Source organism: Gammaproteobacteria bacterium CG11_big_fil_rev_8_21_14_0_20_46_22 (assembly GCA_002796245.1).
In the GTDB taxonomy this organism is placed as follows: domain Bacteria; phylum Pseudomonadota; class Gammaproteobacteria; order UBA12402; family UBA12402; genus 1-14-0-20-46-22.
In genome coordinates this window covers 189,340-208,931 of the sequence record PCWT01000048.1, presented here as the reverse complement: position 1 = coordinate 208,931, position 19,592 = coordinate 189,340, and the positions used below count along the sequence as shown (strand labels likewise).

Here is a 19,592-nt window from a genome sequence, read left to right as displayed (position 1 = left end):
CCACTGATGGCGATCTACGGCCGCTAAGACTTACTCTTCTTCTGAAGAGATGTCGTCTATCGCCTCATCAGCCACAACGTCCTCAAACGCTTCCAAACTGATGAGCCTTTCACCTTCGCTTAAGCGAATCAAACGAACACCCTGCGTATTTCGGCCAACTTTCGACACCTCGTCAGCCCGAGTACGCACCAACGTTCCTCGGTTTGTAATGAGCATCATGTCAAAGCCTGCTTTCACAGCCACCGCGCCGATCACCTTACCGTTACGTTCATTGACTTGGATAGAAATGACACCCTGGCCACCTCGACCTGTCACACGATATTCTTCAACGTCTGTGCGTTTACCAAAACCATTCTCTGTCGCCGTTAAGATATCAATCGCATCATGCACGATAATTAATGAAACAGCCTTTTGCCCGGCTTGTAACTTCACACCACGCACACCACGCGCAGTTCGACCCATAGGACGCACCGCTTGCTCATGAAAACGAATCGACTTACCACTGTCGATAAAGATCATGACTTCCCGCTCACCGTTAGTGATATCAACACCGATCAATTGATCATCGCCAGGCAGCTCAACCGCAATAATCCCGTTTGATCGTGGGCGTGAGAACGCCTCCAAAGACACTTTTTTCACCATGCCCGATGCGCAGGCCATAAACACAAACTTGCCCTGATCAAATTCTTTAATCGGCAAAATTGATGTGATACGTTCATTTTCAGTGAGCGGCAAAATATTCACAATCGGCTTGCCACGCGAATTTCGGCTGCCCTGCGGCAATTGATACGTTTTCAGCCAATAGACTTTACCAATACTTGAGAAGCACAAGATCGTGTCATGAGAATTAGCAATCACCAAACGCTCAATCACATCTTCATCTTTGACATTCGTCGCCGATTTACCGCGACCACCACGGCGCTGTGCTTGATAGGCCGTTAAAGACTGTGCTTTAACATAGCCTTCACGCGAAACGGTCACCACCAAGTCTTCTTCGGTGATCAAATCCGCTGCAGTAAGGTCGGCCTGACTTTCGATAATTTCGGTGCGGCGCTCATCGCCGTACTGGGCAAGCACTGCTTTCAATTCATCGGAAATCACTTCCAGCAAACGATCCGTACTGGATAAAATGAAACTAAGTTCTTTGATTTTTTCTAAAATCTCGCGGTACTCACCAAACAGCTTGTCTTTCTCCAAGCCGGTTAATCGATGCAAACGTAATTCCAAAATGGCTTGAGCCTGTGTTTCAGATAAGCGATACAAGGCACCATCCTGAAAACCCATGCCCTCATGATCAATCAGGCTAAAATCGATATCGGCTTCGCCGCGCATGGTTTTCACATCACCCACTTGCCAGAGATTTTCTTGCAAAGCCACTTTGGCCTCAGCAGGATTCGGCGCTTGCTTAATGAGCGTGATCATTTTATCGATATTAACTTGCGCGATGCTTAGCCCTTCCAAAATATGCGCACGTTCACGCGCTTTTCGAAGCTCAAACACAGTGCGGCGCACCACTACTTCACGGCGATGACGAATAAAAGCTTCGAGCAATTCTTTTAGATTGAAGAGCTTGGGCTCACCATTGACCAACGCCACCATGTTAATACCAAACACCGTTTGCATTTGTGTTTGGGCGTAAAGGTTATTCAAAATCACTTCAGCCATTTCACCCCGCTTGAGCTCAATGACCATACGCATGCCGTCTTTATCAGACTCATCGCGCAAACCGCTGATACCTTCGATTTTTTTCTCTTTAACCAATTCAGCAATTTTCTCAAGCAAGCGGGCTTTATTAACCTGATAAGGCAACTCGGTGACCACGATGCGCTGGTGACTTTTATCGTCTTCGATGGTCGCTCGCGCACGCACATAAATACGACCACGACCCGTACGGTAGGCCGAAACAATACCCGCGCGGCCATTGATAATTGCTGCCGTTGGGAAATCGGGGCCTGGAATAAACCCCATAAGCTCATCAATAGTGAGTGCCGGGTTCTCAATCAGGGCCAAACACGCTGTGATCACCTCATTGATATTGTGCGGAGGAATATTGGTGGCCATACCCACCGCAATACCCGAAGAACCATTGACCAATAAATTCGGCACACGTGTGGGCAACACGTCAGGAATCATCTCCGTGCCATCGTAGTTCGGCGAGAAATCGACGGTTTCTTTATCCAAGTCGATCAACAAATCATGGGCTAAACGCGACATGCGCACTTCGGTATAACGCATGGCCGCTGGCGCATCGCCATCGACCGAACCGAAGTTACCCTGGCCGTCAACCAGCATATAGCGCAAACTGAACGGCTGAGCCATACGAACGATCGTATCGTAAACCGCCGTATCACCATGAGGGTGATATTTACCGATGACATCACCGACCACACGAGCCGATTTTTTATACGCTTTATTCCAGTCGTTATTGAGTTCATGCATCGCAAACAATACGCGACGGTGCACAGGTTTTAAGCCATCACGAACGTCTGGCAGGGCACGACCCACGATCACGCTCATCGCATAATCGAGGTAAGATTGCTTCAACTCATCTTCAATCGTAATAGGCGTGATGCCAGTGTTATTGATGCTCATAATGGACCCTTTTCTTAGCCGGAAAGCTTACCATGAACCGGACAAAAATGCTTGGTTTTTACAGGGATTTTGAGTCTCAAAGAGGCACTGTACTGCGTAGATTTTACGGTAACGATAATCCTAAGACCTTTGTAAAATGGAGTGGCTTAAAAATAGACAAAACAAGAGGTCAACCATGAGAAACCATTGCCCTTCACCCAGAGAATGCGCCTCAGATTGCAGAGGCGTGATAGCAAAAATGCTAGGTTATCTATCCGGCACCTTAATTGGCGCAGCCATAGGTGGGCTAATTGTTGGCGCCGGCTGGCTGGCTGACCACAGACACCACTACCACCATGACGAAGATCAGTCAATCACCGGCATTATCGTAGGCGGCGTTTTTGCTGGGCTTGCAGTTGTCCTATGCACCGTGCTTTTAGGCCGAAAAATCTCAAACGCCATTGAAATCGGTTTTGAAGGCTGTGCGGAAAGAAGCCGTTACGGCTCCGTTTAATCGGATTGATCGCCACCCAGATAGAGATCTTTCTTGCTTAGACCCGTGATTTTGGCCGCAAGTTTCGCGGCCTTTGACGGCGGCAGCTCAGCCTGTAACAGCTGGTAGATATGCTCAGGCGCTAGATGATGGGCTTGATGCGACTTCTGGCTATCGCCCTGAATCAACAGCACCATTTCGCCACGGGTTTGATTTGGATCTTTTTGAACCAGGGCCAGCAGCTCGGCCAAGGGTAGGCGAAGCACCGTTTCGAAGGTTTTGGTCATTTCGCGTGCCAAACACGCCATACGCTCAGGACCAAACACCACGACCATATCACTCAGGGTTTCGATGATGCGATGAGGCGCCTCATAAAAAATCAGCGTTGGCGACTCATGAGCCAAGGTGGCCAACTGCTTTTTACGGGCACCGCCTTTGCTCGACAAAAAGCCGACAAAATGAAAAGTATGACTTGGCAAGCCGGCCACAGACAAAGCGGCGATGGCCGCACAAGCACCCGGCAAAGGTGACACCGTGATACCCAAGCTTTTGGCTTGCGCCACAAAACGACACCCTGGATCGCTGATCAACGGTGTGCCCGCATCGGAAATCAGCCCAATATCATCACCTGCCACCAGCCGCTCGATCAGTACATCTGCGCAAGCTTCTTCATTATGCGCATGCAAAGCAAACAAGGGTGTGGTGATGCCAAAATGATTCAATAATTTTTTGCTGTGGCGAGTGTCTTCACAGGCAATCAGTTTAACCGCTTTTAGGGTTTCTAACGCTCGCAATGAAATATCGTCGAGGTGGCCAATCGGCGTGGCCACCACGTACAAAGTTCCCGGCATAAGTTAAGCCAACGTTGCATCAAGCATCCAAGCGCTTTTCTCATGATGCGCAATACGCTCGCTGATGAGCGCGATCGAACCTTCGTCGCCTGCTTCTTGAGCAACCTTCATGGCTGCGTACAAATCATCAATCAACGCGCGATGATCTGCCACAAAGGCTTTGAGCATGTCTTCGCCCTTCATGTTGGAATCACCATCGTCCAAGGTTTTGACGTCATTAAGCGCAGAAAACGAAGCAGGCACATTCGCCCCCAAGGTACGAATACGCTCAGCCAAATCATCCACCGCTTGCGCAAGCTCGGTGTATTGCACCTCAAAAAGCTCATGCAGCTCTTTAAACTGGATGCCCTTAACATGCCAGTGGAAGTTTTGGGCTTTAAGGTAAAGCGCGTAAGTGTTGGCAAACACTTTGGTCAAAGCACTGGTCACTGAACTCATACATCACTCCCGTTTATCCGATAGAAAGAAAGCTCATCATAACCCACATACTAACAAAAATGTATCCCCAACAAGCGATTTGTGCGCACTCTTAACTTAGTGCTAAACTGCTAGCTTATTCTACCCCTGGGCGGCATGCGGCTACTTAGAGCATTATTGCCCAATTTACTCGACGGGTTTCGTTATTTTTTAGCTTGGTATGACATGACATCTTCGCCTTCTCAAAAAAAAGTCCTGGGTTTTCGTGACGTTGCTCTAATCACCTTTATCTCTAATTTTGGCGTTCGCTGGCTTGCCGTCGCGGCAGGAATTGGCGCATCCGCTATTTCATATTGGTTGCTGGGTGCGGTTTTATTTTTCTTACCGCTGGTATTTGTTGCCGCAAAGTTAAGCCGTTTATACCCGGAAGAAGGGGGTATTTACAAATGGACAGAGCATGCGCTGGGCAAACGGAGTGCTTTTATCGTCGCATGGCTCTACTGGGTGAATAATATTTTTTATTATCCGGCCGTTTTAATTTTCCTGGCGACCAACTTTGCCTACTTTCTCGGTAAACCGCAGCTGGCTAATAATCATGTTTATATTACAGCCTGTGTGTTAATCGCTTTCTGGTTGATCGTCATCGTCAGCTTATTTGGCTTGAAGGCCAGCAAATATTTAGTCGAATATGGCGGCTTACTTGGAACCATTATTCCGACCATTGCTTTGATTTTACTCGGGGTGTTTTTACTTCTGGCAACAGGAAAAAGCGCCACGAGCTTTAGTGCCGGCGCCGCGCTGCCGAGCGGCCATATTTTCAACAAACTCTCAACCCTGACTATCATCATGTTTGCCATGGCGGGCGTTGAGGTCATACCGACATTTGCAAACGCCGTTAGAAACCCCAAGCGCGATCTTTACAATGGCTTGATTATTGGCTCATTATTAATTTTTCTATTTTATGCGCTTGGAACCTTCGCGATTAACGTGATACTCACACCAGCAGAAGTGCAAAACACATCCGGTTTAATGCAAACGTTTCTAGTGATGGGCCAAAAACTCCATGCGCCATGGTTTAGCCGGGCAATGTCATTTTTACTTGTTTTTGCTGAGCTTGCTGCAGTGACTATCTGGCTGATAGCGCCTGTCACGATGTTTTTTAAATGCACACCCAAAGGCATACTGCCAAACTGGCTGCACAAAACCAATCGCCATGATTCGCCTGCCAACGCTATTTTATTGATGGGGCTCATCATCAGCGCAATCACGTTGATCACAAATGCCTTGCCCAGCATCAATAATATGTATCAAGTGTTAGTGCTAATGGCAACGATCTTATACTTTATTCCTTATTTATTTTTGGCGGCCGTCTATTTCAAATCGCTAAACAAACTACCCGGCTCTCCATTGCTGAACAAGCTGTATGTGCTCGGTATCGCGGTTTCAATCACTTTAGGCATATTGTTTAGCTTTGAACCGCCCACGAATTTAAAAGGGTATAACCTTATTTCTTACGAGCTGGAGCTCATACTCGGCCCACTGATCTTTATCTATCTGGGGTACTTTATTTATATGCGTCGTAGCAAATCATCATAAACTCTCTGTGCTAATGACCTTATGGCGATCAACACTAAATACCGCCTGCTTTTCAACCTCACGCCATTCGTTTTTATGCGCTGTCACGATCTCTGATGAAATTATCACTGCATCATTTCGACCAAATTTTGCTGGCAGCATATGGCAACCTTCTTTTGTGTGAACAAACTCCCTTCCTGCTAAAAAATGTAACGATAAAAAATAATCCGGGTCTGTGCTATAGCGCACACCTGAAATTTCTTCTCCATCTGTCACTAAAGCATTAATGTAAGAAGGTTGATTAACGCCGTACTCTGCTTGCAAGCCTTCAAGAATCTTCAGCGTTTCCCGCCAGCAAGCAAGCATATCAGCCAGCGTTTTCTTGGTTTTCAAAAAACAAGTTAACCAGAGTGCAAACATCGCTTCAGAGTCTGTGTGGCCATGAATTTGCAAAAAAGCCTCTTCACTTAACAGCGCAAAGAGGGCTTGCTTGATTTTTTTATAGCCGCCGATTCCGCCGTTGTGCATAAACATATAGTGTTTGTAATGAAAGGGATGGCAATTATCGTGGGTCACAGAACCTTCTTCTGCTGCGCGCACATGGCCAAAAAAACAAGGAGAGACAATCTGGTGAGAGATATTTCGTAAATTTAAATCATTCCAAGCTGGCAGTATCGAAACAAAGACACCCGGTTTGTTTGTAACGCTGGGGTTATACCAGCCAATTCCAAAGCCATCACCATTAAGCTTGACATCTGACTCAAGCGCATGAACACTTTGCTTAATCAACGAGTCTTTCGGTTTACTAATCACATCATTGATTAGCAGTGGCTTTCCCAAGTAAGCGATGAATCGGCACATATTTATACTCCCCAAACAACTAGACAGCCAAAAAGCATCCAGCGATAATGATCACTTTAAAACAGGTGCCCGTCATGAGCAACTACGATCCAAATGAAGTGAAAAAATTTGATGCCATGGCTTCAAAGTGGTGGGACCCTAAAGGCCCATGCAAACCACTGCACGATTTAAATCCACACCGCGTTCGTTTTATTGAAGAGCAGGTGAAGCTTGCCGACAAGAATGTCCTAGACGTCGGTTGTGGTGGCGGCATCTTATCCGAAAGCCTTGCAGTCAAAGGGGCGAACACCACGGCGATCGACTTATCTAAACAAGCGATTGATGTCGCCAAACTCCACGCACTGGACTCAGGCCTTAACATCGACTACCACTGCACGAGCGTAGAAACCTTCGCTGAAAAACACCCTGAACAATTTGATATCATCACCTGCATGGAACTACTCGAGCATGTGCCCAACCCAGACGACTTTGTGAAGCACTTAGCAAAACTACTGAAACCTGGCGGGCAGATCTTTTTATCCACGCTGAACCGAAACCCAAAGGCCTATCTCACCGCGATACTTGGTGCTGAATATCTTTTGAAGGTTCTGCCACGCGGCACACATGATTATCAAAAATTTATCACGCCTGCCGAGCTTTCAGCAATGCTTCGCAAGGCAAACATTGAGATAAAAGTCCTAAAAGGCATGCGTTACAATCCTTTCACGAAGCGCTTTTCTTTGTCAGATAATATTTCAGTGAACTATTTGATCGCCGGACAGAAGGCTTAAGAAGCCGAAACAGGCTTAACTTTCTCGTTCGCGTCTACACGAAGTTTTTGTTTCTCACCCTGAGCGTTAGTAAGCTCTACGGTATAGTATTGGCCACTAGCGGCCAGCTTTATTTCACGCACTGCGTTACCTTGCTTTTCCAGTTTTTGGGCAACGGAGAGCATATCTCGCTTTGGCACATTCACCTCAGTTGGCAAAAATTGGCCGGTGTCTGCGCTGATACGAATATCCACTTCTTGCTGATTGCTGTCTAAAGCTTCTGCTTTATAAACACCGTGCTTAAGCTCAAGCTGGTCAATGTTTTGGTAGCCCGCGCTGGAGATTTTTTCAAGCACTTGTGAGGCCTGCATGGCCATGGGAGATTGGGCCCAAGCTATGACACTGAAGACCGAAGTGACTAAGAACAATACACCACTTTTCATCGCTTACGCCTCCCCTAAATCGTGCAAAATGTCTTCAGAAATTTCGTTGGACTCCAAAATAAAACGAAGACGACGAAGGCCATCGATTTGAATTTGACGAACACGCTCGCGCGTCAAGCCAATCGCTGCGCCCACTTCTTCCAAAGTTTGACGCTCGTCATAATCACCCAAGCCAAAACGGCGCATTAATACTTCGCGCTGGCGACTATCCAGTTCACCCAGCCACACTTCCAAGTGCTTTTGCAAATCCATATCACGCAATAAAGCCTCCGGATCAAGGCTATTATCATCAGCCACCAAATCACCCAGGCGTTTATCCGGATTATTCGCCAGAGGTTTATCGATAGAAGCCATCGGCTCGTTCAAGCTTAAGATTGACTTCACATTGTCTAAAGGTTGATCCAAGGCTTTGGCGATTTCTTCAGCTGATGCTTTATGGCCCAGCTTTTTTTCAAGCTCATGACCCGCGCGAAGGTAGGTGTTCAATTCTTTAATGACATGGACGGGCAAGCGAATAGTGCGCGTCTGGTTCATGATCGCCCGCTCAATTGTTTGGCGTATCCACCATGTGGCATAGGTCGAAAAACGAAAGCCTCGCTCAGGATCGTATTTTTCTACAGCATGCATGAGGCCCAAATTGCCTTCTTCGATCAGATCTAAAAAGGCCATACCACGATTGATATAATGACGGGAGATCTTGACCACTAAACGTAAGTTGCTTTCAATCATGCGCTTACGGGCAGCCGGATCACCTTGCACAACCAAACGACCGACCTGAATTTCTTCTTCGGCGGTTAATAATGGCGTGTAGCCGATTTCGTTAAGGTATAACTGAATCGGATCGAGATCCGGACCCTTGGCAAGTTTTGACTTTAAGGCTGGCGTTTCATCGCTTTCTGATTCATCCACATCTGTCTCATCGGCATCATCAGATAGATCAACCTCATCTTGCTCGATATCGACCGAATCCTTTTCTATCTCTTGAAGATCATCTGACATTTCAGTTTCCACACTACACTAAGCCTTGCAACCATATCGATAAATTCTCAAAAACCTCGTAGTGTGTCAAATCAAATTTCAACGGTGTCATTGAAACCTTTTGAGCGCTCACAGCAGAAAAGTCAGTGCCTGGCCCAGCATCATCTTCGTTACCCGGCAAACCGATCCAAAAAATTTCCTTGCCTCTAGGGTTAATTTGTCGTGTTGCAGGCTGTGAAATTTCACGTGTACCTAAACGCGTGATCTCAAAGCCTTGCAAATGTTCATACGCAACGTTAGGCACGTTCACATTCAAAATTGTACCAGCAGGCAAGGGATGACTGATCAAGCGTGTCACAAGTTGTTTAGCCACACGAGCTGCGCACTCATATTCTTTGCCGCCCAAAAGCGACATCGCAATCGAAGGGATGCCAGCCATACGCGCACTCACCGCTGCCGCTACCGTACCAGAATACAAGACATCACTGCCTAAGTTCTCAGAGTCATTGATCCCTGAAACAACGATATCTGCCTTAATATCTAACAAACCGGTTGTGGCCAAGTGGATACAGTCTGTTGGTGTGCCACTCACATAATAAGCGTTCGGACCATACTGTTTAACACTCAGTGGGCGGTCGATCGTTAAAGAATTGCTCGCGCCACTGCGATTACGATCAGGGGCAACAACATACACCTCACCCAACTCAGAGAGTGTTTGAGCCAATTGATTGATACCCGGCGCCTGATAGCCATCATCATTGCTTAATAAAATTTTCATTTCTGACCTCGCGCTTTTAATAATACCGATAAAGCCAAACCTAGCCACGGTGTAAATTGCTCTGGCGCCTTCTTTAAACGCTGCTTTAATTTTTCAACAGACAACCACTCAATTGCCGAAACCTCGTCAGGGTTGGGGCTAATGGTTTGGTCATCGTATTCAGCAAAAAAGACATGATCAAACTCATATTCTGTTAAACCGTTATCAAATTCAGCACGGTAAGTGAATGAGCCCACATCCTTGAGTGGCTGAGCAAATCCTAGCTCTTCATGCAAGCGTCTTTCTGCAGCCGCTTTTGTCTCTTCATTCGGACGCGGGTGGCCGCAACAAGTATTAGTCCACAAGCCCCCACAGTGATATTTTGAAGACTGTCGTTGCTGCAATAAAACCTCATCGCCTTTCATGATAAAAACAGAAAAAGCGCGGTGTAATAAAGCTTTTTCATGAGCGGCTTGTTTTTCAGACGTGCCAACCTCGCGATCTTGCTCATCAACCAAAATTAAATATTCTTCCGTATTTTTCATGCTTTTCTCATTTAAACGGTTCAACGACAATCATATCAGGAAAACGCTTTCGCACCGATGGTTCTGACGATTTCTCAAATAATAATTTTAAATTCGGGCCAGCATCTTGCGTGAAATACACAGACACGCCTTCTTTACGCAAAGCCCAAACGGCCCGCATAGCAGCCAATGTTTCAGGCAAAGCGTAATACGTGGGCGGAACAGCCGTCTGCATTAAGGCATGCATACACAGTGCATTTTGTTCAGCAATCTGGCCCAATAAACCAAAAGAACGATCAGCAATCATAGGCTTAATCGCAGCAATATCCTGCTTTACCTTACTAGGCCACACAGGGTAGTAGGGCGATGTATCACGACTTTCTTTCATCGCCTCTCGCGAAGAGCGAGATTTCTGCTCCGTTGATACTAAAATCAAGCCCACACACAACTCAGGCCAGGCTGTTTCAATTGGCTCAGCAAACGAATCCAACCCGTCTGATTGCTCACCACGATGCCACTCCACAAAACCCGGCCAAAATGAGCGTGCGGCACTGCCGCTACCGAGTCGCGCGAGAATTGAGAGCGTTTTCAAATCAAGCTGCCAGTTATACAAATCATCCAAGGCTTTCACCAAGGCCGCAAAACCTGAAGCAGAGCTCGCAAGACCGGCCGCAAGCGGAACGGTATTATTCGTTTTAATATGAAAAAATTGATTCGGCGCACGAAATAAATCCAAAAAGGAAGTCACCCTGCGGTAAAAACCACTGCCTTCATCTAACGCTTTGCCGGCATACTCGATACAATCTTGACCGGTTTCACTCAACTCAATGCACGTGGTGGTGCCCAAATCACCCAAAGCGATCGATAAGCTGCCCGTTTCAGGCAGATTTAACACCGAGTCACGCTTGCCCCAGTACTTACACAAGGCAATATTGCTAGGCGCGAACGCGACGGCCGAGGCCTTATGAATATTTGCATGTGGAATCAAACATTGAACGCAGTCACGCGGATTCATGTAGACACACTCCTTGATTCGATACACTCAACTTGATCATGTCTTCTGGGATAACCGTATCGGACCCGACAAAGGTGATGACACAATCACCCAGGCCTGAACCTGAAATTTTTGCAGCAGGCGATGTGATCAATTGCTCCAGCTCAGGCGTTGATAAACCCAGGTCTTTCATCGCAGCCTGATGGAGCTTACAAGCCTCACTCAATTCATCAAGCGAATGATGTTTTGCTGCCAACAGAGCCAACTCTGTGGCTTGGTTAATACAGGCTATCGACCTAGACACGCTTTCTGCGTCATTTAGACGTCGCCGCTCAACCATAGCCAACACGACTTTGGTCGGTGTCTTATAACCACAATAACACAAATAAAATCGCCAGGGCCAATTAACTGGATTTGCTGTCGTCTGCCCAATGCAATACGATTGCACACCACCAAATGTGGCGGCATAAATATCCGCACCTGAGCCCAGACCCTGCACGCTTAAAACCGCATGATATGCAAGCTTAAATTGTTCACTTATATTTTCTTGACCGTGCAGCCATTGATATAGACACGCCACAGTAGCCACGGTGACCGCTGCGGAAGATCCTAACCCCAGGGTTGAAGAGACTTCACTTTCAATCGTTAAGCGCAACCCTTTTGCAGGCTTGAAAGCTTGCACAGCAGCCAACACAAATTCAAACGGTGCGGTTAAAGCAGAATCAGCCAAAGCCTGAACATGACGCCCCAGCGAAGAGACGATTTCAATCCGCTCACTCTCAATAGGCTCTAAACATACCGTGACACGGGCATTGAGCGCGGCCACTAAGGCCTTGCCACCTGTTAAAACCGCGTGTTCGCCAAACAACATGGTGGTTGAAGGTGCGCTCGCGCTAATCATAGACCAAACCCTGTCGATCTATCGCGCAGCGAAGCACAGAGTAACCATACGGCTTAACACATTCTTCTATTTGCTCTAGATCATCACTCAATGCGAGTACTATGCCGCCAGCGTCGCCACTCACACTGCCAGCACCACACAATTTGGCTGCGACACCGCGTTCTTGCAAATCAGCAACACAGGTTCTCACCTTATCAGGAACCACGCCAATGGTTTCAAGTAAGGTTTGATTTTTAGCAATAAGCTCGAATAACGTTTTCTGATGATCTTCCAAACAAAGCGCTGAATAAAATTTTTCGGTCACCTCAGAAAACTCTGACCAAATACCGCTATCACCAAACCGCTTTCGCACGCTGAACACAGCCTCGCCGGTTGTGCTTTCAGGCTGGCCCGTGTTGATCAAGGTAATAGGACAATCAGGCACATCAATCGAGGTATACTGGCCTTGCTTAAAGTGAATCGCACCGCCACGAAACGATGTCATCACATCCAAACCTTTTGTGTAGCCGTGCTGCATATTTTCAGCCACTTTAACCAACTCAAAAAATTCTTCATCACCCAAGGTAATACCATGGTAGTGCAATACAGCACCTGTAATGCTGACCGCCAAAGCCGCGGACGAACCCAAGCCACAGCCTGTAGGCACATCAGAATGCGTTTCAAGGTTCAAACCACTCAAGCTTTCTTCAACATGATCCAGCGCATTCACAAAAGCAAATTGCGCCAGCTCAAACGGCTTTTCCAAAACATCACGCACATGAAAGTCACCGTCTAAAAATTTCTGATAGGACGATTTTAAACGATGCTTAAGTTTACGCAATGTGTCATAAGTCGACGTTTCTGTGTGACGCAAATCCGCCAAATGGAACAAAACCGAACGCAAACGGCGAGAACTGACTGTGGAGGTGACGTAACGATTAACCGCAACGCTAATAGCAGGCGCGTCATACACCACTGCGTGCTCACCACTGATAATCAGTTTACCGGGCGCTCTGGCACTAGACTTTCTCATAAATTCGCTGATGCCTATCCACGCCGGCCAAACGAAATGCGCCGCTGGGGTGTGCTGGCGTCACACACTGGCTGCCATCTTGCGGCAACTTGTAACGATAAAAGTCTTCGTACTGTTTGTAGCTTAACAAGGTGCGCGAGTCGAGCATGTTTTTATTATGCTGCGCATCCAATACATTTTGGTAATGCGGCATCACGATACCACTGAAATACTCCGCCACACAGCCCGAGCCATAACTGTAAAAACCGATGCGCTGACCGGCCAAATCACTTTTCACATTATCCAGCAAAGAAATGAGGCTCAAATATAAAGAAGCTGTATAACAATTACCGACGCGTCGGGAATATACAAGCTGCGGCTCAAGCAAAGCTTTCATCGACTCTTCCGATAACTCAACACCACAGTGCGCAGTCAAGTGTTTGTGGGCCTTTTCAACAAGACGAGGAATAGGCACATGGTAACAATGGTGCGTGTGATCTTTAAACTTTCGCCCACTGTGTTGCGAGTAATCATCAAAACTTTCCACCAAAGCCTGCATGTACATTTTAGTTGAATAGTGGCCATCGACAAACGCCTCGTCGCGATAATTGGGGCGCCAAAAATCCATAATATCATCGGTGTATAAACCCGCTTCAGGTTCAATCGCTAACAAGCGCGGATTCTGGCTAATGACCGCAGCAACAGCACCGCAACCCTGAGAAGACTCGCCGCGACTACCCAAACCATAACGCGCCACATCCGACATAATGACCAGCACCTTCTTATCTGGCCAACGCTGTAACAGGCCCACCGCCATTTGAATCGCGGCCGTACCACTGTAACAAGCCTGCTTCATTTCAATCACGCGACAATGCGGCGACAAACCGAGTAAGCGCTGCACATACACGCCCGCTGATTTAGATTGATCAATACCCGATTCTGTCGCAAACAAAACCGTACCAATATCGTCTAACTTCGTATCACGAAGCGCACGCTTAGCCGCATTGGCTGCTAAGGTCACAATGTCTTCGTCGGGGGCTAACACGCCCATCTTCTGCTGACCGAGGCCAACGTAGAACTTGTTCACATCAATGCCGCGCGCACTGGCCAACGCCGCAAGATCAATACAGTAATGTGACGTGTAAAAACTTAAGGTGTCGATACCGTAATGTTTCATGCTTTATTTTCACCTCGCTCCATCGCCACATGGCTTTTCATCAACTCACCCGGGTTAGTTTGCGCCGCCAGCAGTGATAGTTCACTGCAAAATACCGTTGCCGCTGCAATCATGGCCAAGCGATTAGCATTTTCACCCGGCTCGCGCGACTGAGTGCAACCGAGCAACGCTAAGTTTTCTCGCACAAAATCCAGACCCTTTCCATTGCCGACGGTGCCAACAATAATATTCGGCAAACTCACAGAAAAATACACGCTGTCGGCTTGGGCTTCGACATAGGTAATGCCTTGCGAACCTTCAACAATATTCGCCGCATCTTGGCCCGTGGCCAAATAAAACGCCAGCAACATATTCGCATAATGCGCATTCGCGCTGTGCAAACTGCCGGCGACGATAGAACCGACCAGGTTTTTCTTGGTGTTAATATCGGCAAGAGCCTCAGGCGTCGTACGCAAATGCGATTCGCAAATTTCCCGCGGTATATACATCTCGGCGACGACATGCTTACCACGACCCAAAATATTGTTCACTGAAGAGGCTTTTTTATCGATACAGTAGTTGCCTGAGATTGAGACATACCGCAAAGCATCATAACGCTTGAGCAAGTACTCCATCAAATAGTCTGACGCTTTGGTCACCATGTTATGGCCAGAGGCATCGCCCGTTTGAAACTCAAAACGCAAATACAACATGCGGCCCACGATACGGGGTTTGGCAGCCAAAAGCTTTGCAAAACGGCTTGACTCCGAAACCACCGAATACAATACATCCATATCAGCTAATATGGCGTGCGAAATCTGGTGTAAGGTACGGGCAGAATCAGCCTCGAACAACACGGAGCGAGTCATGCGCTCATCGAGCAAGCTCACTTGAATACCGCCGCATAAACGCGACAACTTAGCGCCACGGCCCACTGATGGCCAAAGCGGGGTTTCATAGGTCGCCAAAGGCACCAATACCTCAGCATCCACATCACCCACCAGCTTCAGCGGACCCACGGATTTCATAGGAATATTGGCGTAGCTCATGCAAGGCAACTCAACGGTAAATTGGGCCAGATCATAGCATTTTCATAGGGCCTTGGCCACCTGTGAGCTCAGCAGAAAGGCTGGTTTTATCCGAAAGCCCAACCAGCCCGCGCGCGAGGATAAAAACAAAGAAAGCGTCATAGCTAGCTGTAAAAAAGAAACATTCCTGTTTATTTAACGACGAAATCAAATAAACGATATGCGGTCGAAGTCGACAGCAGCCCAGCTTATTAAAAGCAACTCACATAAACGATAATTTATATGCAAATATTGCTCCAAACGTTCAGCTTTATTTAACAAACTGGTAGTAAGTTTCGTCTTTCTTGATCATACCCAATTGATCTCGGGCAATGTCTTCCAGGGCTTGTTGGTTATGCTGGATCATATTGATACGCTGGGTCAGTGTATCATTGATTTTGCTGAACTTTTGGTTCGACGCTTGCTGCGCGGCAATGCTGGATTTTAATCGGGCCGTTTTGCCAAGACCATCGGATGAAAACCAGAGCTGATATTGCAAAAACATCAGCAGAACAAAGAGTCCTAGGGCTAGTGAACGTAATGTCATCGATGACCTCCCGGGCAATTCATCCTTCCACCCGCTACGCCGTTAAAAAACGCTCGAAGGCATTTTGACCGGCATAAACGGCATTATCGCCCAAACGTTGCGCAATCCGCAAGAGCTGATTGTATTTTGCCAAACGGTCCGTGCGGCACAAGGAACCCGTTTTAATCTGACCCGCATTCGTCGCCACCGCCAAATCCGCCAAACTGGTGTCTTCCGTTTCACCGGAGCGGTGCGAAATCACCGCATTAAAGCCCGCATTTTGCGCCATTTCTATCGCCGTTAAGGTCTCCGTGAGCGTACCAATTTGGTTAAATTTAATCAAAATGGCATTAGCAATCTGCTCTTCTATGCCACGGGCCAAAAGCTTAGGGTTCGTGACAAATAAATCATCGCCCACCAACTGTACTCGCTCACCCAGGGCGCGTGTTAAGACGGCCCAACCCTGCCAATCCTCTTCAGCCATACCGTCTTCGATACTAATAATGGGGTATTGGCGAACCAAGTCAGCCAAATAATCCACAAAGCCTTGCGCATCCAAGACACGTTTTTCAGAGTACAAGTGATAGCGGCCTTCACTAAAAAGTTCGCTGCTGGCAACGTCCAAAGCCAAATGAATATCGTTGCCCAGTGAAAAGCCGGCTTGATCAATCGCCTGAACAATCACATCCAAAGCCTCTTGATTAGAACGCAAATCGGGGGCGAAGCCGCCCTCGTCACCCACGGCGGTATTGAAGCCTTTAGCTTTTAAAACAGCTTTGAGTGCATGAAAAACTTCCGTGCCATAACGCAGCGCTTCAGAAAAACTGGGCGCGCCGGCTGGCACAATCATAAATTCTTGGATATCGACACTATTGTCAGCATGCGCACCACCATTGATGATATTCATCAAAGGCACAGGCATCAGGTAGCGATCACGCGAAACTAAACTTTGATAAAAGGGGAGCTTTTCCGATACGGCGCGAGCCTTCGCCACCGCCAAAGATACCGCCAACATCGCATTAGCGCCCAAGTGAGATTTATTTTCCGTGCCATCAAGCTCAAGCATTAAACCATCAACATGGGTTTGATCATCGGCAGACTGGCCTTTGAGCACCGCTTGTATTTTAGTCTCAACATTCGCCACGGCCCTCAACACACCTTTACCCAAATAGCGATGTTTGTCGCCATCGCGCAGTTCTAAGGCTTCATGCACCCCCGTCGATGCACCCGACGGGGCAGCCGCACGCCCCAAACTGCCATCATCCAAGCAAACATCCACTTCTACGGTTGGGTTACCGCGTGAATCTAAAATTTCTCGTGCTTGCAGTTGCTTGATCGCTGCCATAATATCCCCTTGCGTGAATGCGCGACAGTATACGCTAGAAACCCATAACGAGAAACCAGAAACTAGCCGTGCATGATGCTAGAGTGTCGCTATTGATTTTGCTACACTGCCTTTTTAAAGGTGCTTAGGATATAACCCGTGCTAACCAAAATCTTAATCGTTGATGATGATTTAGACATTTGCGAACTGCTCTCGCAGTTTCTCGAAAAGTATAGCTATGACGTCCACGTGGCACACGATGGTGAGCAAATGTATGAAGTGCTCAAGAGCTTCACGCCTGACCTCATGATCCTCGACATGATGCTACCCGGCGATGACGGCTTAACCTTGTGCCAACAACTTCGTCAACATTACCATTTTCCTATTTTAATTCTGAGCGCCGCCGGTGAAGACACCGACCGGATTGTCGGCCTTGAAGTCGGTGCGGATGATTACATTTCCAAACCCTTTAACCCACGAGAGCTGTTGGCGCGCATCAAAGCCATTATGCGCAGAAGCCAGGCCCACCACACCAATGAAGCCTCACGTAGCACAGCAACCACGCCCTCTGACCCGCCTCATGAGCGTTTTAACTTTGATGGCTGGGTGCTGGATATTGACATGCACGAACTGTACTCACCACAAAAGCAAGCCACGCCACTGAGCAGTGGCGAGTTTGCCTTGCTGCATGCTTTTGTCACTCATCCTCAAAAAGTCCTGACGCGTGATCAGCTGATGGAATTCACAAAAGATCGTGACGCAAGCCCCTATGACCGGAGCATTGATATGCAGGTTTCAAGGCTGCGCCAAAAAATTGAAAATGACCCTAAGCAACCACGCTTAATCAAAACCATCCGCGGCGGGGGCTACTTATTCACGCCAAAGGTAGAAAAGCATGGCTAAAAAGCGCCTGTATCTTTTTGATAGCACCTGGGCGCAAATTCTCGCGGTATTCATCGTCATCATGCTCGCCACACACGTGGTGATTTTTTTAGAGATGACCAAAAACTCCCAAAACACCCAAGCCAATGTCAACCGCGGTTTGATCATGCGGCAAATGCTGACCGTTGTTGAGGCCGTCGGCATCAACCCTCCCGACAAGCGCCGCCAAATTATTGATGCCATTAACCTGCCAAACATTGCTGTGACAGCAACCGACAAACCCGTGTGGCATGTGCAGAGTAAAACCACGGATATTTGGCGCATTGTCAAACAGTTGAAAAAAATCCCGCTCACAGATCAAGTGCTACGGGTTTCCGTCAAATTCGGCCCGAGGGCCTGGCTGAATATTTCTGGCTATGTCGACAATACCTCTGTCTGGAAACTGCAATCCTTTTTGTTTGCCTTGGAACTGGTCATTATTGTCGCCTTAGGTTTTGCGATTTGGGCCGCTAATCATTATAACAGCGCGCTCAGACGCTTTGTCTCTGACATTGAAAAAGTCAGCAAAACCATCGGCAGCATTACGCTAGACGAAGAGCACGGACCAGAAGCGGTTAAGCAGGCCGCCGTTGCCGTCAATAAAATGCAAACCCATGTCAGTCACCTCATGCAAACGCGCACCCAAGTCTTGGCTGCAATTTCACACGACCTTCGCACTCCGCTCACTCGCCTAAAATTGCGCTCACAGTTTATTGACGATGAAGACAGTCGGAATAAATTTTTAAAAGACGTGGACGAAATGGAGGCCATGATCAAAGAGAGCTTGGCTTACTCCAAAGACGAGCATCACCAATTTGAATTAACGGAACTCGATTTGGCCAAAGTGATCTACCGAGTATGCCAGGCCTATCAAGACACGGGCAAAAATGTGCATTACTCTGGCCCGAAAGAAGGCTTTGGCGCCGTGGGCAACGAACTTGCACTGACTCGCGCTTTAAACAACATCATCGATAACGGGCTGAAGTTTGGCAATAAAATTAATGTGTACCTTCGTTATCTGCACGATCACTACAAAATCATTGTGGATGACGACGGCCCTGGTATTCCTGAAAACGAGCAGGAAAATGTGTTTCGACCATTCTACAGAATTGAAAAATCCCGAAGCCGCTCAACTGGCGGCACGGGACTTGGATTGGCTGCCGCACGCAGCATAATGCTAGCGCACGGCGGAGAGGTAAACCTAGAAAATAATTCCGTCGGTGGGTTGCGCGTTATCATCAAGATCGGAAGAAAATGATGAAACAGCCACAAAGCCTGAAAGAAGAGACATTGACGGGGACTGTATCTTGTGGACCCTGTGGTGCTTCATCATTTTGCCGTTTAGTTTAGTCATCAATCTTAACTCAGTAGCATCTTGCTACTCACGAGGAGCTATGCTCAACGCAACGAGCCCAGTATAAGCAAAGAAGGTAACAGAAATATCTCGGGCCCAGGGTTTATCGTAACAGTTTGTAACGCCGCGAAAAACCCTT

At 47.5% G+C, this 19,592-nt stretch carries 20 protein-coding genes; 5 read left to right on the top strand and 15 right to left on the bottom strand.

The genetic code is table 11. The features are described from left to right. Positions 1-30 precede the first annotated feature (30 nt). Positions 31-2,592 carry a DNA gyrase subunit A gene (locus tag COV52_06415; GenBank protein ID PIR11132.1) on the bottom strand — a complete coding sequence of 854 codons (2,562 nt, stop codon included), beginning with the start codon at positions 2,590-2,592 and terminating at the stop codon, positions 31-33. A gap of 238 nt (positions 2,593-2,830) precedes the next feature. On the opposite strand from COV52_06415, the gene COV52_06410 reads away from it, so the two are divergent. Continuing rightward, positions 2,831-3,085 (top strand): hypothetical protein, encoded by a 255-nt coding sequence (locus COV52_06410; protein ID PIR11131.1) that lies wholly within the window; start codon positions 2,831-2,833, stop codon positions 3,083-3,085. On the opposite strand, the gene rsmI is transcribed toward COV52_06410, so the two are convergent. Next, complete coding sequence (gene rsmI, locus COV52_06405; GenBank protein PIR11130.1) at positions 3,082-3,915, bottom strand: 16S rRNA (cytidine(1402)-2'-O)-methyltransferase; 834 nt, start codon at positions 3,913-3,915, stop codon at positions 3,082-3,084. The genes COV52_06410 and rsmI overlap by 4 nt on opposite strands. Positions 3,916-3,918: 3 nt before the next feature. After that, positions 3,919-4,353, bottom strand: coding sequence for a DNA starvation/stationary phase protection protein (locus tag COV52_06400; protein PIR11129.1), 435 nt, complete (start codon positions 4,351-4,353; stop codon positions 3,919-3,921). 204 nt (positions 4,354-4,557) lie between these two features. Between COV52_06400 and COV52_06395 the strand changes: the two genes are divergently transcribed. Beyond that, positions 4,558-5,928 (top strand): amino acid transporter, encoded by a 1,371-nt coding sequence (locus tag COV52_06395; GenBank protein PIR11153.1) that lies wholly within the window; start codon positions 4,558-4,560, stop codon positions 5,926-5,928. On the opposite strand, the gene COV52_06390 is transcribed toward COV52_06395, so the two are convergent. Next, the gene (locus tag COV52_06390) at positions 5,923-6,768 is read right to left on the bottom strand and encodes a class II glutamine amidotransferase (protein ID PIR11128.1); all 846 of its coding nucleotides are present in this window, start codon (positions 6,766-6,768) and stop codon (positions 5,923-5,925) included. The two genes, COV52_06395 and COV52_06390, sit on opposite strands and share 6 nt — an antisense overlap. Before the next feature lie 74 nt (positions 6,769-6,842). Between COV52_06390 and COV52_06385 the strand changes: the two genes are divergently transcribed. After that, complete coding sequence (locus COV52_06385) at positions 6,843-7,538, top strand: bifunctional 3-demethylubiquinol 3-O-methyltransferase/2-polyprenyl-6-hydroxyphenol methylase (GenBank protein ID PIR11152.1); 696 nt, start codon at positions 6,843-6,845, stop codon at positions 7,536-7,538. Here COV52_06385 and COV52_06380 read toward each other — a convergent pair. The 11 genes from COV52_06380 to COV52_06330 all read right to left on the bottom strand — a co-directional run bounded on the left by COV52_06380 (position 7,535) and on the right by COV52_06330 (position 17,199). Next, the gene (locus COV52_06380) at positions 7,535-7,960 is read right to left on the bottom strand and encodes a hypothetical protein (GenBank protein ID PIR11127.1); all 426 of its coding nucleotides are present in this window, start codon (positions 7,958-7,960) and stop codon (positions 7,535-7,537) included. The two genes, COV52_06385 and COV52_06380, sit on opposite strands and share 4 nt — an antisense overlap. A gap of 3 nt (positions 7,961-7,963) precedes the next feature. Continuing rightward, on the bottom strand, positions 7,964-8,959 hold the full coding sequence (locus COV52_06375; GenBank protein PIR11151.1) for an RNA polymerase sigma factor RpoS: 996 nt from the start codon (positions 8,957-8,959) through the stop codon (positions 7,964-7,966). 13 nt (positions 8,960-8,972) lie between these two features. Continuing rightward, positions 8,973-9,716: a 5'/3'-nucleotidase SurE gene (locus tag COV52_06370; protein PIR11126.1), complete on the bottom strand. Its 744-nt coding sequence runs from the start codon at positions 9,714-9,716 to the stop codon at positions 8,973-8,975. Further along, positions 9,713-10,240 (bottom strand): isopentenyl-diphosphate delta-isomerase, encoded by a 528-nt coding sequence (locus COV52_06365; protein ID PIR11125.1) that lies wholly within the window; start codon positions 10,238-10,240, stop codon positions 9,713-9,715. Before COV52_06365 ends, COV52_06370 begins: the two co-directional genes overlap by 4 nt. Positions 10,241-10,247: 7 nt before the next feature. Next, entirely contained in the window at positions 10,248-11,234 is a 987-nt protein-coding gene (mvaD, locus tag COV52_06360) for a diphosphomevalonate decarboxylase (protein PIR11124.1), read from the bottom strand. After that, a complete protein-coding gene (locus tag COV52_06355; GenBank protein ID PIR11123.1) occupies positions 11,221-12,114 on the bottom strand; it encodes a hypothetical protein in 894 nt (297 codons plus the stop codon). Before COV52_06355 ends, mvaD begins: the two co-directional genes overlap by 14 nt. Then, positions 12,107-13,126 (bottom strand): mevalonate kinase, encoded by a 1,020-nt coding sequence (locus COV52_06350; GenBank protein ID PIR11122.1) that lies wholly within the window; start codon positions 13,124-13,126, stop codon positions 12,107-12,109. The genes COV52_06355 and COV52_06350 overlap by 8 nt, the downstream gene beginning before the upstream one ends. Beyond that, positions 13,113-14,282: a hydroxymethylglutaryl-CoA synthase gene (locus COV52_06345; protein PIR11121.1), complete on the bottom strand. Its 1,170-nt coding sequence runs from the start codon at positions 14,280-14,282 to the stop codon at positions 13,113-13,115. Before COV52_06345 ends, COV52_06350 begins: the two co-directional genes overlap by 14 nt. Next, entirely contained in the window at positions 14,279-15,310 is a 1,032-nt protein-coding gene (locus COV52_06340; protein PIR11120.1) for a hydroxymethylglutaryl-CoA reductase, read from the bottom strand. Before COV52_06340 ends, COV52_06345 begins: the two co-directional genes overlap by 4 nt. 289 nt (positions 15,311-15,599) lie before the next feature. Then, entirely contained in the window at positions 15,600-15,875 is a 276-nt protein-coding gene (locus COV52_06335) for a cell division protein FtsB (GenBank protein PIR11119.1), read from the bottom strand. 34 nt (positions 15,876-15,909) lie between these two features. Beyond that, entirely contained in the window at positions 15,910-17,199 is a 1,290-nt protein-coding gene (locus COV52_06330; GenBank protein ID PIR11118.1) for a phosphopyruvate hydratase, read from the bottom strand. A 138-nt stretch (positions 17,200-17,337) separates the two neighbouring features. Between COV52_06330 and COV52_06325 the strand changes: the two genes are divergently transcribed. Continuing rightward, entirely contained in the window at positions 17,338-18,081 is a 744-nt protein-coding gene (locus COV52_06325) for a DNA-binding response regulator (protein ID PIR11117.1), read from the top strand. Beyond that, positions 18,074-19,357: a hypothetical protein gene (locus tag COV52_06320; protein ID PIR11116.1), complete on the top strand. Its 1,284-nt coding sequence runs from the start codon at positions 18,074-18,076 to the stop codon at positions 19,355-19,357. Before COV52_06325 ends, COV52_06320 begins: the two co-directional genes overlap by 8 nt. Positions 19,358-19,592 lie beyond the last annotated feature (235 nt).

What these genes read in the sequence shown, in the direction of transcription:
- COV52_06370 (PIR11126.1), bottom strand. Translation starts at nt 9,716, where the DNA reads ATGAAAATTTTATTAAGCAATGATGATGGCTATCAGGCGCCGGGTATC.
- COV52_06355 (PIR11123.1), bottom strand. Translation starts at nt 12,114, where the DNA reads ATGATTAGCGCGAGCGCACCTTCAACCACCATGTTGTTTGGCGAACAC.
- COV52_06380 (PIR11127.1), bottom strand. Translation starts at nt 7,960, where the DNA reads ATGAAAAGTGGTGTATTGTTCTTAGTCACTTCGGTCTTCAGTGTCATA.
- COV52_06375 (PIR11151.1), bottom strand. Translation starts at nt 8,959, where the DNA reads ATGTCAGATGATCTTCAAGAGATAGAAAAGGATTCGGTCGATATCGAG.
- COV52_06415 (PIR11132.1), bottom strand. Translation starts at nt 2,592, where the DNA reads ATGAGCATCAATAACACTGGCATCACGCCTATTACGATTGAAGATGAG.
- COV52_06385 (PIR11152.1), top strand. Translation starts at nt 6,843, where the DNA reads ATGAGCAACTACGATCCAAATGAAGTGAAAAAATTTGATGCCATGGCT.
- COV52_06350 (PIR11122.1), bottom strand. Translation starts at nt 13,126, where the DNA reads ATGAGAAAGTCTAGTGCCAGAGCGCCCGGTAAACTGATTATCAGTGGT.
- mvaD (PIR11124.1), bottom strand. Translation starts at nt 11,234, where the DNA reads ATGAATCCGCGTGACTGCGTTCAATGTTTGATTCCACATGCAAATATT.
- COV52_06410 (PIR11131.1), top strand. Translation starts at nt 2,831, where the DNA reads ATGCTAGGTTATCTATCCGGCACCTTAATTGGCGCAGCCATAGGTGGG.
- COV52_06395 (PIR11153.1), top strand. Translation starts at nt 4,558, where the DNA reads ATGACATCTTCGCCTTCTCAAAAAAAAGTCCTGGGTTTTCGTGACGTT.
- COV52_06320 (PIR11116.1), top strand. Translation starts at nt 18,074, where the DNA reads ATGGCTAAAAAGCGCCTGTATCTTTTTGATAGCACCTGGGCGCAAATT.
- COV52_06365 (PIR11125.1), bottom strand. Translation starts at nt 10,240, where the DNA reads ATGAAAAATACGGAAGAATATTTAATTTTGGTTGATGAGCAAGATCGC.
- COV52_06330 (PIR11118.1), bottom strand. Translation starts at nt 17,199, where the DNA reads ATGGCAGCGATCAAGCAACTGCAAGCACGAGAAATTTTAGATTCACGC.
- COV52_06340 (PIR11120.1), bottom strand. Translation starts at nt 15,310, where the DNA reads ATGAGCTACGCCAATATTCCTATGAAATCCGTGGGTCCGCTGAAGCTG.
- COV52_06335 (PIR11119.1), bottom strand. Translation starts at nt 15,875, where the DNA reads ATGACATTACGTTCACTAGCCCTAGGACTCTTTGTTCTGCTGATGTTT.
- rsmI (PIR11130.1), bottom strand. Translation starts at nt 3,915, where the DNA reads ATGCCGGGAACTTTGTACGTGGTGGCCACGCCGATTGGCCACCTCGAC.
- COV52_06400 (PIR11129.1), bottom strand. Translation starts at nt 4,353, where the DNA reads ATGAGTTCAGTGACCAGTGCTTTGACCAAAGTGTTTGCCAACACTTAC.
- COV52_06390 (PIR11128.1), bottom strand. Translation starts at nt 6,768, where the DNA reads ATGTGCCGATTCATCGCTTACTTGGGAAAGCCACTGCTAATCAATGAT.
- COV52_06345 (PIR11121.1), bottom strand. Translation starts at nt 14,282, where the DNA reads ATGAAACATTACGGTATCGACACCTTAAGTTTTTACACGTCACATTAC.